The sequence below is a fragment of the Streptomyces sp. RG80 genome (assembly GCF_040446465.1).
In the GTDB taxonomy this organism is placed as follows: domain Bacteria; phylum Actinomycetota; class Actinomycetes; order Streptomycetales; family Streptomycetaceae; genus Streptomyces.
The window spans coordinates 106,800-119,493 of sequence record NZ_JBEAAJ010000006.1; the positions used below are offsets into that span (position 1 = coordinate 106,800).

15 protein-coding genes are annotated in these 12,694 nt (G+C 71.8%); 8 read left to right on the top strand and 7 right to left on the bottom strand.

Annotated elements, in window-relative coordinates:
• Positions 1–49 precede the first annotated feature (49 nt).
• Both ABKA17_RS21280 and ABKA17_RS21285 read left to right on the top strand, forming a co-directional pair.
• Positions 50–370 carry a hypothetical protein gene (locus ABKA17_RS21280; RefSeq protein WP_353694222.1) on the top strand — a complete coding sequence of 107 codons (321 nt, stop codon included), beginning with the start codon at positions 50–52 and terminating at the stop codon, positions 368–370.
• Between the two features lie 49 nt (positions 371–419).
• Positions 420–1,400 carry a phosphotransferase enzyme family protein gene (locus ABKA17_RS21285; protein ID WP_353693737.1) on the top strand — a complete coding sequence of 327 codons (981 nt, stop codon included), beginning with the start codon at positions 420–422 and terminating at the stop codon, positions 1,398–1,400.
• Between the two features lie 288 nt (positions 1,401–1,688).
• On the opposite strand, the gene ABKA17_RS21290 is transcribed toward ABKA17_RS21285, so the two are convergent.
• A complete protein-coding gene (locus ABKA17_RS21290; RefSeq protein WP_353693738.1) occupies positions 1,689–2,582 on the bottom strand; it encodes a Gfo/Idh/MocA family protein in 894 nt (297 codons plus the stop codon).
• A gap of 355 nt (positions 2,583–2,937) precedes the next feature.
• Between ABKA17_RS21290 and ABKA17_RS21295 the strand changes: the two genes are divergently transcribed.
• Together ABKA17_RS21295 and ABKA17_RS21300 are read left to right on the top strand one after the other, a co-directional pair.
• On the top strand, positions 2,938–3,795 hold the full coding sequence (locus tag ABKA17_RS21295) for an aldo/keto reductase (protein ID WP_353693739.1): 858 nt from the start codon (positions 2,938–2,940) through the stop codon (positions 3,793–3,795).
• Between the two features lie 95 nt (positions 3,796–3,890).
• Positions 3,891–5,663, top strand: a complete 1,773-nt coding sequence (locus tag ABKA17_RS21300) for an ABC transporter ATP-binding protein (RefSeq protein WP_353693740.1) — start codon at positions 3,891–3,893, stop codon at positions 5,661–5,663.
• Positions 5,664–5,672: 9 nt separating this feature from the next.
• Here the strand turns inward: ABKA17_RS21300 and ABKA17_RS21305 are convergent, their stop codons facing one another.
• Positions 5,673–6,005, bottom strand: a complete 333-nt coding sequence (locus ABKA17_RS21305) for a hypothetical protein (protein WP_353693741.1) — start codon at positions 6,003–6,005, stop codon at positions 5,673–5,675.
• 256 nt (positions 6,006–6,261) lie between these two features.
• On the opposite strand from ABKA17_RS21305, the gene ABKA17_RS21310 reads away from it, so the two are divergent.
• Positions 6,262–6,516 (top strand): DUF5133 domain-containing protein, encoded by a 255-nt coding sequence (locus tag ABKA17_RS21310; RefSeq protein WP_353693742.1) that lies wholly within the window; start codon positions 6,262–6,264, stop codon positions 6,514–6,516.
• A 29-nt stretch (positions 6,517–6,545) separates the two neighbouring features.
• On the opposite strand, the gene ABKA17_RS21315 is transcribed toward ABKA17_RS21310, so the two are convergent.
• Complete coding sequence (locus ABKA17_RS21315) at positions 6,546–7,517, bottom strand: GlxA family transcriptional regulator (protein WP_353693743.1); 972 nt, start codon at positions 7,515–7,517, stop codon at positions 6,546–6,548.
• Between the two features lie 178 nt (positions 7,518–7,695).
• On the opposite strand from ABKA17_RS21315, the gene ABKA17_RS21320 reads away from it, so the two are divergent.
• Positions 7,696–8,151, top strand: a complete 456-nt coding sequence (locus ABKA17_RS21320) for a hypothetical protein (RefSeq protein ID WP_353693744.1) — start codon at positions 7,696–7,698, stop codon at positions 8,149–8,151.
• A 102-nt stretch (positions 8,152–8,253) separates the two neighbouring features.
• Positions 8,254–8,469, top strand: coding sequence for a hypothetical protein (locus ABKA17_RS21325; protein ID WP_353693745.1), 216 nt, complete (start codon positions 8,254–8,256; stop codon positions 8,467–8,469).
• Positions 8,470–8,472: 3 nt separating this feature from the next.
• Here ABKA17_RS21325 and tgmB read toward each other — a convergent pair whose 3' ends face one another.
• The 3 genes from tgmB to ABKA17_RS21340 all read right to left on the bottom strand — a co-directional run bounded on the left by tgmB (position 8,473) and on the right by ABKA17_RS21340 (position 10,109).
• A complete protein-coding gene (gene tgmB / locus ABKA17_RS21330) occupies positions 8,473–9,447 on the bottom strand; it encodes an ATP-grasp ribosomal peptide maturase (RefSeq protein ID WP_353693746.1) in 975 nt (324 codons plus the stop codon).
• Positions 9,448–9,463: 16 nt separating this feature from the next.
• The gene (tgmA, locus tag ABKA17_RS21335; RefSeq protein ID WP_353693747.1) at positions 9,464–9,655 is read right to left on the bottom strand and encodes a putative ATP-grasp-modified RiPP; all 192 of its coding nucleotides are present in this window, start codon (positions 9,653–9,655) and stop codon (positions 9,464–9,466) included.
• Between the two features lie 178 nt (positions 9,656–9,833).
• Positions 9,834–10,109 carry a YkvA family protein gene (locus ABKA17_RS21340; protein ID WP_353693748.1) on the bottom strand — a complete coding sequence of 92 codons (276 nt, stop codon included), beginning with the start codon at positions 10,107–10,109 and terminating at the stop codon, positions 9,834–9,836.
• Positions 10,110–10,374: 265 nt separating this feature from the next.
• Here ABKA17_RS21340 and ABKA17_RS21345 point away from each other — a divergent pair, with 265 nt between their 5' ends.
• Positions 10,375–11,397, top strand: a complete 1,023-nt coding sequence (locus ABKA17_RS21345; RefSeq protein ID WP_353693749.1) for a hypothetical protein — start codon at positions 10,375–10,377, stop codon at positions 11,395–11,397.
• Positions 11,398–11,450: 53 nt separating this feature from the next.
• On the opposite strand, the gene ABKA17_RS21350 is transcribed toward ABKA17_RS21345, so the two are convergent.
• Positions 11,451–12,506: a hypothetical protein gene (locus ABKA17_RS21350; protein ID WP_353693750.1), complete on the bottom strand. Its 1,056-nt coding sequence runs from the start codon at positions 12,504–12,506 to the stop codon at positions 11,451–11,453.
• Positions 12,507–12,694 lie beyond the last annotated feature (188 nt).

The following is a 12,694-nucleotide window of genomic DNA, read 5'->3' on the forward strand; positions in this document are numbered from 1 at the left end:
GGTGTCCACGACAGTCGGCACCGGGGACGGCACCGGGGACGGGGGCGGTATGGGCGGGTTCGAGGGCCAGGTCTGGCGCTTGTACGGCGGTGAGGAACCGATCGGGCAGATCCTGATCGACGACGCCGACTTCCCCTGGTTGTCGGGCCGCTTCAACGCCACGCCCGCCTTCGAGCCCCTGCGGGAGCTGTTCGTCCGCGAACTCGCCCTGGTGGACGGGGAGGAGTTCGAGGAGTGGGAACGGGCCTACGACGAGGTGCGCCGACGCGTGTCGCTGACCTCGCCGGACGGCCCGGTCCCGGAGTTCCTGCTGCACATCGACGGTGACCGGGCCTGGTTCCGGTGGAGCGACAAACCGTTCGACGAGTAGCCGCCCTCCCTGCGATCTTGGGAGGGCGGGGATCGTCGAAAGGACTTGTATGCGGAGCGACTTGATCGCCGACGCCTATGCGCTGGGAACCGGACCGTGGACGATGACACGCGTCGCCCGTGGCGCGCTGGGACAGATCTGGAAGCTGTCCGAAAACGGGAACGGCAACGGCGACCGGGACGGTTCCGCGTGGGCCGTCAAAGAGCTGCTGTTCGGCGGCGACGAGGAACAGGTCCGGCGCGAGGCCGCACTGCGCGACGCCTCGGAGCTGCTGGGCATCTCCGCGCCGCGGCTCCTGCCCAACCGTGAGGGCGCGTACGTCTCACGGCTCGGCGGGTCCCATGTGAAGCTCTACGACTGGGTCGAGGGCACCGAGGCGGACCCCTCCGACCCGGCGCTCCTGAGCTGGTGCGGCGAAACGCTGGCCATCCTGCACCGGGCCGGGCAGGGCACGACCGAGGCCCCGAACGACTGGTACGAGCAGTGCCCGCCGGAATCCGACTGGACATGGCTCCGCGAGGAGGTCCGGCAGGCCGGGATGCCCTGGTCGGACGAGCTGGGGCGGTTCCTCGACACCCGGATGCCGGAACTGGCGCGGCACGTCACCCGGTCCGGTCCCGACGCCGTCGTGATGTCGCACCTCGACATGCAGCCGCAGAACGTCCTGGTCGGTCCGGCCGGTCCGACCCTCGTCGACTGGGACAACGCCGGCCCGATCGCGGCCGACCGTGAACTCGCCCATGCCGTCTACTTCTGGGCCGGCAAGAACGACTTCTCGCCCGAGTCCGCCCGACGGCTCATGCGCGCCTACCGTGACGCCGGCGGCCCCGCGGTGATCAGGGGCATCGACTCGTTCTCGATGCTCTTCGCCACCGACCTGAACTTCGTGCACGTCCAGGCGGAGTGCGCGATCGACCAGAACGTGACCGCCGAGCAGCGCGAGTTCGCGAGCGGCAAGGTGGTCGCCACGCTGGCCACCCTGCCGGACCCGACCGCGATCTCCCGCCTGACGGAAGCCGTCGCCCTGTGACGGTGTTCGGCCGAGGCTGCTGTGGTCGGCCGGCAGGGTTGTAGGGTCCCGGTGGCGATCTCCCGCCTGCCGGAAGCCCTTCACCCTCCGACCGCGTTCAGCTGACTTCGCCGTCGTCTGCCTGCTGGTGTTCGGCCGTGGTCCGGCTCTCCGTGACCGGAGTCCGCGTGTGAGTCGCAGGGATGGGCGGCTGGTTCGGGTGCGGCAGGGCGGTTGCGGTTCTCGCGTCGTTGGCGGAGCCCGGTTGCGGTGTCCCGTCTGACAGGGGCCCTCAACCTCTGACCTGGTTCAACTGAGGTCTCCGTCGTCGGCCAGCAGCTGTTCCGCCTTTGCCAGGATCTCCGTGACGCGCAGTCCGAACGCGGCGTCGCACGGGTGCGGGCGTCCGGTGCGGGCGGCGGCGAGCAGGGCGTCCGCGGCGCGCTCCAGGGCGGGGACCGCCCCGTCGGGGCTGGGCGGCAGGAGCGTGACCCCGGCCTCGCCGCGCAGTTCGACGGAGGCCCCGGCCGCCGCGGGCGGAGCGGTCAGGCTCAGGGTGAGGGTGCTGGACGCGCCGCCGGCGTGTTCGAGGACCAGGTGCACGGTGTCCGCGGGACCGTGCGCGGCCGCCGCCACTCGTCGTACGTCGCCGAGGACCGGAAGCAGCACCGACAGGGCATGCGGTCCCACGTCCCACAGCGCGCCCTTCTCCCGCCGCCACGGCGAGGCCCCGAACGGGCTGTCCGTGGTGAACACCGCGCCGAGCCACTCGGCCCGCGCGGTGAACCAGCCGTCGACAGCGGCCTGTTCGGTGATCCATGACTCGGTCACGCTCTGGAAGCGGGTCGTGAAGAAGACGACCGAGGCGACACCGGCCTCCTTGACCGCCGCCACGACGGCCCGCCCCTGCTCGACCGTGGGCGCGAGCGGCTTGTCCAGCAGCAGATGGCAACCGGCTCGCGCCGCCCGTACCGCGAGGTCCGCCTGGACGGTGGGCGGCAGCGCCACCGCGACCGCGTCGACGTCGGCGAACAGTTCGTCCACGTCGTCGTAGGCCCGGGTGCCGAAGCGGCCGGCCAACTCCTTGGCGGCCTCCGTACGGCGGCCCCACACCCCGGCGAACTCCAGCTCGCCGTGTCCACTCAGGGCGGGCGCGTGCGCCCCCTCGGCCCATGGGCCCGTGCCGAGCAGTCCGATGCGCATACCCCCGCCTTTCCGTGCCCCCGAAGGTTCAGGGTGAGCGTGCGACACCGACCGTCGGCCGCGCAACCGGAATGCCCGCACAGGTCGATGACATGCCGGGGCCTTGCACCCAAGCGTCCGGATACGTCGTGCACCGTCCGGTTCCGATCAGGACCGGAGGCGAGTCGGAGGGGGCCCGCGAAGGCCCGGCGCGCGTCTCCCGCGATTCAGTCCTCCCGCTGCTGAATGCGTTCGCGTTCTTCTATTGGACCTCTGGGCCGCGGCGGGTTCAGGCTGGTGTGCGTCCCGTGCGGTGCAACCGCTTGCCGTACGCGGGCACCCACCCGCACGGCACCCGGAAAGAGGTCACGACCCCATGCAGACGCGACGCATCGGTGACGTGGAGGTCAGTGCGATCGGACTGGGCGGGATGCCCATGTCGATCGAGGGGCGGCCGGACGAGGCGCGTTCGCTCGCCACGCTGCACGCCGCCCTGGACGCCGGCGTGACGCTGATCGACACCGCGGACGCCTACCACCGGGACGCCGACGAGGTCGGCCACAACGAGTCCCTGATCGCCAAGGCCCTCGCCTCCCACGACCGGGGCGACGAGGTGCTGGTCGCCACCAAGGGCGGCCATCTCCGCCCCGGGGACGGGAGCTGGACCCTCGACGGCAGCCCGGAACACCTCAGGGCGGCCTGCGAGGCGTCCCTCGGCCGGCTCGGCGTGGAGGCCATCGGGCTGTACCAGTTCCACCGCCCCGACCCGCGCGTGCCGTACGCGGACTCGGTCGGCGCCGTACGGGACCTGCTGGACGAGGGGAAGATCCGCATGGCGGGCATCTCCAACGCGAACCCGGAACAGATCCGGCAGGCCCAGGAGATCCTGGGCGGGCGGCTCGTCTCCGTGCAGAACCAGTTCTCCCCGGCCTTCCGCTCCAGCGAGCCCGAGCTGCGCCTGTGCGACGAACTCGGCATCGCGTTCCTGCCCTGGAGTCCCCTCGGCGGTATCTCCCGCGCCCGTGAACTGGGCTCCGCCTACGCGCCGTTCGCCCGGATCGCCGAGGCGCACGGAGTGAGCCCGCAGCGGGTGTGCCTCGCCTGGATGCTGGCCAAGTCGCCGGTCGTGGTGCCGATCCCGGGTGCCAGCCGCCCGGAGACGATCCTCGACTCCATCGCCGCGGCCGAACTGGTCCTCACCGCCGAGGAGATCGCCGAACTCGATGCGGTGTAACCCCGGGCGACGCGGGGAGAAAGCGCTTGCTGCCTAGCGTGCCGCGCAGTTTGCTGTAGATCCATCGCCCGGCTCCCCGGAAGGAACCGCCGCCAATGGCCTCGCCGTTGGAGAGACCGCTCGACCACCGTTACCGGGGCGAGCACCCCGTCCGCACTCTCGCCTACCTGTTCCGCGCCGACCGCAAGCGCCTCGCCGGGGCGGTCGGCATCTTCGCCGTCAAGCACAGCCCGGTCTGGCTGCTGCCGCTGATCACCGCGACCATCATCGACACCGTCGTCGAGCACCGGCCGATCACCGAACTCTGGCTCAGCACCGGCATCATCCTGTTCATCCTGCTGGTCAACTACCCCTTGCACGTCCTGTACGTACGCCTGCTGTACGGCAGCGTGCGCCGCATGGGCACCTCCCTGCGCTCCGCGCTGTGCACCCGGATGCAGCAGCTGTCCATCGGCTACCACTCCCGCGTCAGCGCCGGCGTGCTCCAGGCCAAGGTCGTGCGGGACGTGGAGACCGTCGAGCAGATGGTGCAGCAGACCGCCGAGACCGGGCTCGGCGCGGGCACCGTGCTCATCGGCGGCCTCGTCATCATCGGCATCCGCACCCCGGAGTTCCTGCCGGTCTTCCTCGTCGTCGTGCCCGCCGCCGCGCTCGTCGTCGCCCGTCTGAGGGCCCGGCTGCGCACCCACAACGAGCACTTCCGGCACGAGGTGGAGACCCTGTCGTCCCGCGTGACCGAGATGACCCGGCTCATCCCGGTCACCCGCGCCCACGGCCTGGAGGGCAAGGCGCTGCGCCGCATGGACGGCACCCTGCACCGGCTGCTCACCTCCGGCATGCGCCTGGACCTGGTCAACGGCCGCTTCGGCTCGCTGGCCTGGGTCGTGCTCAACGTCGTCGGCGTGCTCGTCCTCGCCGGCGCGGCGCTGGTGTCGTACTACGACGTGTGGGGTGTCACCGCCGGAGACGTCGTGATGCTCAGCGCCTTCCTGACCACGCTCACCAACTCCACGACGACCCTGGCGGGCCTCGCCCCGGTCATCACCAAGGGCCTGGAGTCGGTCCGTTCGGTCGGCGAGGTGCTCCAGGAACCCGAACTGGAGGACAACGAGGGCAAGTCGGAGGTGGCCGAGGTACGCGGCGCCGTCACCTTCGAACGGGTGGGGCACGTCTACGGGGCCGGCGAGCGGCCCGCCGTGCACGACTTCTCGCTCACCGTGCGACCGGGGGAGACCATCGCCCTGGTCGGCGCGTCCGGCGCGGGCAAGTCCACCGTCCTCAACCTCGTCATCGGCTTCATCCGCCCGACCTCGGGCCGGCTGCTGCTCGACGGCACCGACATGAACGCCCTCGACCTGCGCACCTACCGGCGGTTCGTCTCGGTCGTACCGCAGGAGTCGATCCTCTTCGACGGCACGATCCGCGAGAACGTCGCCTACGGCATGGAGGACGAGGCCGACGAGGAGACGGTGCGCGCTGCGCTGCGGGACGCCAACGCGCTGGAGTTCGTGGACCGGCTCCCGCAGGGCCTGGACACCCTGGTGGGCGAGCGCGGGGCCCGGCTGTCCGGCGGCCAGCGCCAGCGCCTCGCCATCGCCCGCGCCCTGATCCGGGACCCCAAGGTGCTCGTGCTCGACGAGGCGACCTCGGCGCTGGACACCCGCTCCGAGGCGCTGGTCCAGGAGGCACTGGCCCGGCTGCTGGCGGGACGCACCACGTTCGTGGTGGCGCACCGGCTGTCCACCGTGCGCGGCGCCGACCGGATCGTGGTGATGGGCGACGGCCGCGTCCAGGAGATCGGCACGCACGAGGAACTCCTGCGCCGCGGCGGGGCGTACACCGCGCTGCACGCGGGCCAGGTCGCCTGACGGCACCGCTCAGGCGGCGCTGCTGCGCGGTACGCGGCGCGGACACGTCACATCGTGTTCCGTGCCGCAGCTCGTCCACCAGGGTTCGCAGCACGCGGCGTCGAGCTCGGCGCGTACGACGTCGTCGTCGGCGCCGGTCCCGACGCCCCGCAGTCGTGGTCCGGCCGCCGGCGCGCGGGGCTCGCTCTCGCGGACGGCGGCGACCAGGGGGACCAGGCTCGCGACGGCGAACAGACCCGCCGCCCACCAGGGGCCGTGGCGGAACTCCAGGACCGTGGTCAGGGCGAGTCCGGCGCTGGTGGTGACGTAGAGCGCGCCGAGCAGGCGCTGGAGGTGGTTCATGGGCGTACACCGTTCGTGCGTTCAGGCGTCCGTGCTGAGGGGCTGCTCCCTGCTCAACTGTCCGCGGCCCAGGGGGAAGCGGGTCGGTTCCGTACTTGCCGGAACGTCACTCCTGTGGGTTTCGCCCCGGCGGGATTCGAGCGTCAGTCGGGTGTACGGCGACAGGATTCCGTCAATCGCGAGCCGGAGAGCGGGAGAGGTGATTGGTCTCCCGATGCCCGGGCATACGCAGCGGAAATCGAGAGAGGGGCTCTTCGTGCTCGTTCCGGATCCGAAGGTCGTCAGAGGGCTGCTGACGCGGTACGCATCGCTGCGGATCGCCGACGCCGAGCGGGGCAACCCGGTGACGACAAGGGAGTTGGAGGACGTCAGCTACACCCTGTGCGTGATGATGGGCACCACCGCGATCCGCGACGCCGTCGCGAAGGCGGACGCCCTGCTGCTCGGCGCGGGCCGGGCGGCGGACACGGCGCGGGAACCGGCGGGGCGCAGTGGTCTGTTGACGGTGTGAGACATCGTCGGCACCGGTTCTCCGTGGGCTCACCCGCGCGCGGCCGAGGAGCGCGACTCCCCGTGGAAGGCCGTGCGGTAGGCCTGCGGACCGGTGCCGACCACCCGGCGGAACCGCTCGCGGAACGCCGTCGGTGATCCGAACCCCGCCTGCCGGGCGATGCGTTCGATCGGGTGGTCGGTGTTCTCCAGCAGGTACTGGGCGCGCCGCACCCGCGCCCGCAGCAGCCACTGGAGCGGTGTGGTGCCCGTCTGTTCGCGGAACCGGCGGCTGAAGGTGCGCTCGCTCATTCCCGACCGGGACGCCATGGCGGCCAGGGTGATCTCCCGGGCCAGATTGTCCTCGATCCACTCCAGGACCGGTTCGAGCGTCGAGCCGCGTGGCACCGGGGGGTGGTCGTGGACGATGAACTGGGCCTGTCCGCCCTCCCGTTCGAGGGGCATGACGGACATCCGGGCGGCGTCGGCGGCGACCGCGGACCCGAAGTCGCGGCGGATCATGTGCAGACACATGTCGAGGCCGGCGGCGGCGCCCGCCGAGGTGAGGATCTGCCCGTTGTCGACGTACAGGACGTCCGGTTCGACCTGTACGTCCGGAAAGCGGTGTGCCAGGTCCTTGGCGGCCACCCAGTGGGTGGTGGCGCGCAGCCCGTCCAGCAGCCCGGCCTCGGCCAGCACGAAGGCGCCCACGCACACCGAGGCGATCCGGGTGCCCGCCGCGGCCGCCCGGCGCAGCGCCTCCAGTACGGACGGGGGTGTCGGTCCGGCCGCCGGGGAGCAGCCCGGCACGATCACCGTGTCCGCCTCCGCCAGCGTCTCCAGCCCGCGCTCGACGCGCAGCGAGAAGCCGCCGTCGGCCCGTACCTCGGGTGATGCCGCACACAGTCGGATCCGGTAGGGGCTGCGGCCGTCGGGCAGCCGCGTCCAGTCGAAGACCTGCATCGGCGCCGCCATGTCGAACGGCACCACCTGGTCGAGAGCCAGGATCGCCACGGTGTGCATGAAAGCCACGATAGGCGGATTCCCGCCAGCTGTGTCAGGCGGGTCTGCTGAGAAGTCCCCAGGTGGGAGCGGTTGGCGGGAATCCGTCGCAACCTGTCGTTTCAGCCTCTGTGCCTGCCCGCGGGCGGCTCCCTAGCGTGGGCGGCCGACCCCTTCGTACGACCCTGGACGCCCTTTCATGACGAAGTTCCTGCTGTCCCTGCACGTCCTGGCCGCCATCGTCGCCATCGGCCCCGTGACCGTCGCGGCCAGCATGTTCCCGCCCGCGGTGCGCCGCACCGACCCCTCCGGAACGGCGGTGGGCACCGTCACCCTGCTGCACCGCGTCTGCCGGATCTACGCCCGCCTCGGCCTGGCCGTGCCCGTGTTCGGGCTCGCCACCGGCGCCGCGATGGGCGTGCTGGGCGACGCCTGGCTGATCACGTCCATGACCCTGACCGCCGTGGCCGCCGGCATCCTGGTGGCCTTCGTCCTGCCCCGCCAGGAGGAGCTACTCGAGGCTCTGGGCGCGCGACAGACGGTCGAGCGGGCCCACACCGTTCAACTCGCCATGTTCACCGGCGTCTTCAACCTGCTGTGGGCCACGGTCACCGTCCTCATGATCGTCCGGCCCGGTTCGACGACGGGTGCCTGAGTCAAGCCGAACGGTGGAATTCACCCCGCAGTGTGCAGGGGCGCCTAGACTCGGCAGGTGCGCCCATACATATGGGCCATGACACGAAAGGCACGTTGACGGGTGTTCCAGGATTCCCCCATCTATGACCGACTCATCGCGGAGCGCGGCGACGTACCCACTCAGGTTCGCAGGGAGGCCGAGCGAGTCAGCAGGGAACTGGAGTTCGTCATGCAGCCCTTCCAGCCCATGGGCCGCTCCCACCTGGGCGAACTGCCGCCCGCCCCGCCCACTCCGCAGTGGCAGCGGGCCGCCCTGCCCGGCCCCGGGCAGCTGTGACGTTCAGGACACCGCGGTGTCCCGGCCGTTGACGCGTCCCGAAGGGCCCGGCTCGGGACGGGCCAGCCATTCGGCGACGCTGCGGGCGATCGGCTGCTCCGTCTCCACCTCCACGAAACCGAACTGCCCCGACTGGTTGCACTCCAGGAACCACCACGTCCCGTCGGCGTCCTCGGCGAAGTCGAAGGCGCCGTAGGCCAGCCCGGCGTCCCGCATGTACGCGCGCACCCCGTCGGCGACCCGCGGCGGCACGTCGGTGGGCCGCCACGGTGAGTCGGGGGAGGCGAAACGGACGTCCACCTCGTCGTCCTCCGCGGTCGTCTTGCGCGCGGCCAGCATCCGCTCGCCCACCACGGTGAGCCTGATGTCCGCCCGCTTGGCCACCCGCCGCTGGAGCAGCGTGGGACCGAACGCGACGGCCGAGAAGTCGGTGTCCGGCGCGACCCGGCTGGTCGGCACCGCCCTCGGCGGGTCCTGCGGATGCGCCCCGGAGACCGGTTTGACCACCAGGTCCGGATAGCGCTCGGAGAACTCCCGCGCGGCCTGCGGAAAGGTCGTGATCAGGGTGGCCGGCACGGGCAGCCCGCAGTGCTGGGCGAGCCGCAGCTGCCAGGGCTTGTGCCGGGCCCGCAGAGCGGCGTCGGGGTGGTTCATCCAGCGCGCCCCCGAACTGCGGAGCATGCCGTACAGCGCCTGCGCCGACTCCTCGGTCAGCCAGCCGGAGGGCACGGCGGCCCGGGTGGCCGCGGTGCCCGGCCGGCGCACCCACACGGACCGCAGCCCGCCGATGCTCACCAGCCGGCCCCCGGACGACAGATGGCCGCGGAACGAGCCGTGCACGTACTCGCCCGACAGCGCCACGCCCTCGGTCAGGTCGGCCGGGTCGAGCCGGACCACCGGAACCCCCGTCGCGTTGAGATGGACGACCACCATGTCGGCGGTGACGTCCTCTTCACAGGTCAGGATCAACACGGTCATGTGTGCCCGCCCGTGTTCAGTCGTCGAAGTGCGTCTTCGACCCCGCGGTGGAGGTCGTGGTCCCCAGTTCTCTCAGCAGCGCCTGGTCGTGCGCGGCGATCCGCCCGTCGGAGAACACGTTCAACTGCCGCCCGGAGTCGTAGACATACGGAGCGGTGACCTCCGACTCCGCTGCCGGACGTGCGTAGTTGAGCGCGAACGGTTGCATCGTCTCTCCCTCGTGGGTCCTGCTTCGATCCAGCGATGGTCACCTTGCGCCGTCGCCCGGTCCACCGACTTCCGTCGGCTTCCTGAGACTTATACGAATCGAACGGGTGATTGGTTTCCTTACGCTGCGTAGTCATTTGCGGTTCACGGCCCGCACAACGGGGGAGACGTGGGTGAACTCAGACAGGTTCACTGCGGGAGTTCTTCCGCATGGTCCGCAACGCCAGGAGCAGGACGCCGATGTCGTCCAGGTACACCGGGTCGGGCACCAGGTCGGTCGGCAGGAAGAAGTACGCGAGGGCACCCCAGAAGACCCAGCGCGGGCCGGTCGGAAGTCCGGCCCGGCGCAGCCCGCGCCGGGCTCTGACCAGGCGTAGGAACACCGCGACGGCGACGGCCAGGACGGCAGCCGCGACGAGTGCGGCGACGGCGATCCACCGGGTGGTGATGTCCAACGGCCCTCCTTGCTCCGGGGCGCCGCGAAGCGCGTACGAATAATCGGATTCCCCCTGGGGGCGCCCCTATGGCCCGCCGGGGCGAATCCGGTGTGCTCGAACACCAGTGGGAGTGAAGGGGTGGAGGCGTCGAGCGGCCGTCATACCCGTGGCGCACCCGAGTGGCACGGCCCGGCAGGGACCCCTAGTAATGGTCACCGTAAGGTCGCGTGTCGCGCGTCGGGGGCGCACCTGCGGCCGCACCCCATCCCTTGGAGAGCCACGCATGACCACTAGCCCGTCAACCCCGCAGTCGAATGACCCCGCCATACCCGTCACGGAGAACACCGGCTCCCTGAGCCCGCTGCCCGTCGTCGCGGACGGAAGCGGTTCGGCGTACGGCGATCCGGTGGACGGCCTGGTGCGTGCCGCCGTGGCCGACCGGCCGCTGGAAGAGGTGGCCCAGCTCATCACACTTCTCGAACAGTCCCCCCTGTACGCCCGGGCCACGGTGGACGCGCTCCGCGCCGTCGGCGTGAACCGTTCCGTGGACGACGTCACCCGCCTGGTCGTCCTGCTCACCCGGCCGCCGAGAGACGCGGCGAGCGCCGATGAGGCGATCCGAGCCGCCGCCGAGACCCGCCCGGTCGAGGACGTGACCCGGCTGATGGCCCTGCTGCAACAGGCGCCGCTGGAGCCGCGCTGCGGGCAGGAGGCGCTCAGGGCGGCCGCCACCGGCCGGTCCGTCGAGGAACTCGTGGAGCTGATCGGCCGACTGGCCGAGGAGCGCCGCGGCTCCCACCCGCCACAGGCCGCCGAACCGTCCGCACCGGTGCACGACACGGACTTGGGGCTGCCCCCGATCCCGACGGAACTCCCCGGCCTGGTGCGCGTCCGGTCCGCCAGAACACCCACCTGGCCCGGCCGGCTCACCGCCCTGGCCCTCCTGGCATGCGCCGTCGCCCACTTCCCGGTGTACCAGGACGGCGTGTCCCTGCGCCGCTACGGCATGGTGCTGGGCCTGTCCGGCCTGTGTCTGCTGCTCGGACTGCTGGTGGCCGTGCGCCCCGCGGTGCCGTTGCTGGTCGGTGCCGTCCTGTTGCCGGCGGGCCTGGCCGCGGCCCAGTTGTACGCGAGCCGGTTCGATGCGGGCAGGTTGTCGAGCACCCTCGACCTCTCGCTCGCGCCGGCCTGGGTCGCGGGGCTCGCCGCCGTCTGCGCGGCCCTCACCGCGCTGACCGCCCTGGTCGTCCGGCTGGCCTCGCGCGCACCGAGGCGAAGCGCGGCGAACCGGCTGCTTGCCGAGTAGCCTCCGGCCGGGCCCCGCGCGTCACCTACGACGCCGGGGCGCCCGGCCGTCGTTCAGTCGGCGTCGTTCTCGTCCCGTGGGGGCCGGCGGGGCTTGAAGCGTTCGAGGGTGCGGGTCAGCTGTTGCAGGGGTGAGCCGGGCTGTTCCGCGGGCGGGCGTGGTGGTTCGGCGCCCGCCTCGCGGTAGGCGGCCAGCGCCTCGTTGGCCCGCTCGGCGGCCTCCCGGTACAGATCCCGGGACTTCGTCATCGCGTCCAGCGCCTCGGCGTACATGGCGACGAGCTCGCGCTGCCGGACGAGCTCCTCCTCGGCCGTCGTCAGCCGCCACCGCTCGCGCAGTGCGGTGAGCGCGTCCTCGGCACCCTCCGGCAGCGGCCTCGGCAGGCTCGCGAACCGGGTCACGGCATCGATCAGTTCGGCGGGCTCCGTGCCGTCCAGGAAGACGCTGCGGACGGCGAAGTCCTCGCCGTCCCGGCCGGGCGGCAGCGGGGGCAGGAGCACCGCACCGCCGCGCGGGACCTGGACGTCGAACTCCTTCAGCGCCCAGTTGACGGCCCGGAACTGGTGCGGCGCGGCCCGGTGCTCCACCACGCGGTGCCGCAGGCTCGGCGGCAGGTGCTCGGTCAGTGACCGCAGGCCGCGCTCGTCGGGGGTCATGGCCTCGTGCACGATCAGGTGCACCGCCCAGGAGGCGCGCGCACAGTCCCGGAGCAGCCGCCGCAGCTCCTTGTCGTCCTCGGGGAGCCGGTTGGCGTCCCGCATCCGCAGACCGGCGACGGCGTCGTGGTCCCAGTCCGCGTCCGGACCGAGCGGCCAGAACATCCCGGCGGGAGAGGCCCACGCCGCCTTCCACGGCTGTTCCGCCTCGGCGACCAGGACCCACTCGTCGTCGGGCCGAAGCGTCAGCCGGGCCCGTACGGTCACCTCGCCGTCGACCCGCCAGCGGGCCTCGAAGGCCTGCTCCTCCTTGAGTTCCAGGAAGTCGTCGACGACCGCGCCGTCTTTCAGCTGCTGGAGGTTGACGCGCAGTACGTCCGCGGCGGCGGATCCGACGTGGCGGCCGCGGGCCGGCCACACGGTGAGGGGAAGGGTGGCGGGGGAGGTCTGCATGAGTCCATCTGTGGGGCGGGGGGAACGTGCACCCACCAGTATCGTCACGGCAGGTCCCCGGGGATCAGGCGGGGTGGGACCCGCGTCCGTCCCGGGTGATCCGCGCACTCGGGGTGTGCGCGATCCACTTCGGGTGGCCGCGGTTCACCCATGTCCCGGACCCGATCGACCCCGCACAATGACTCGGA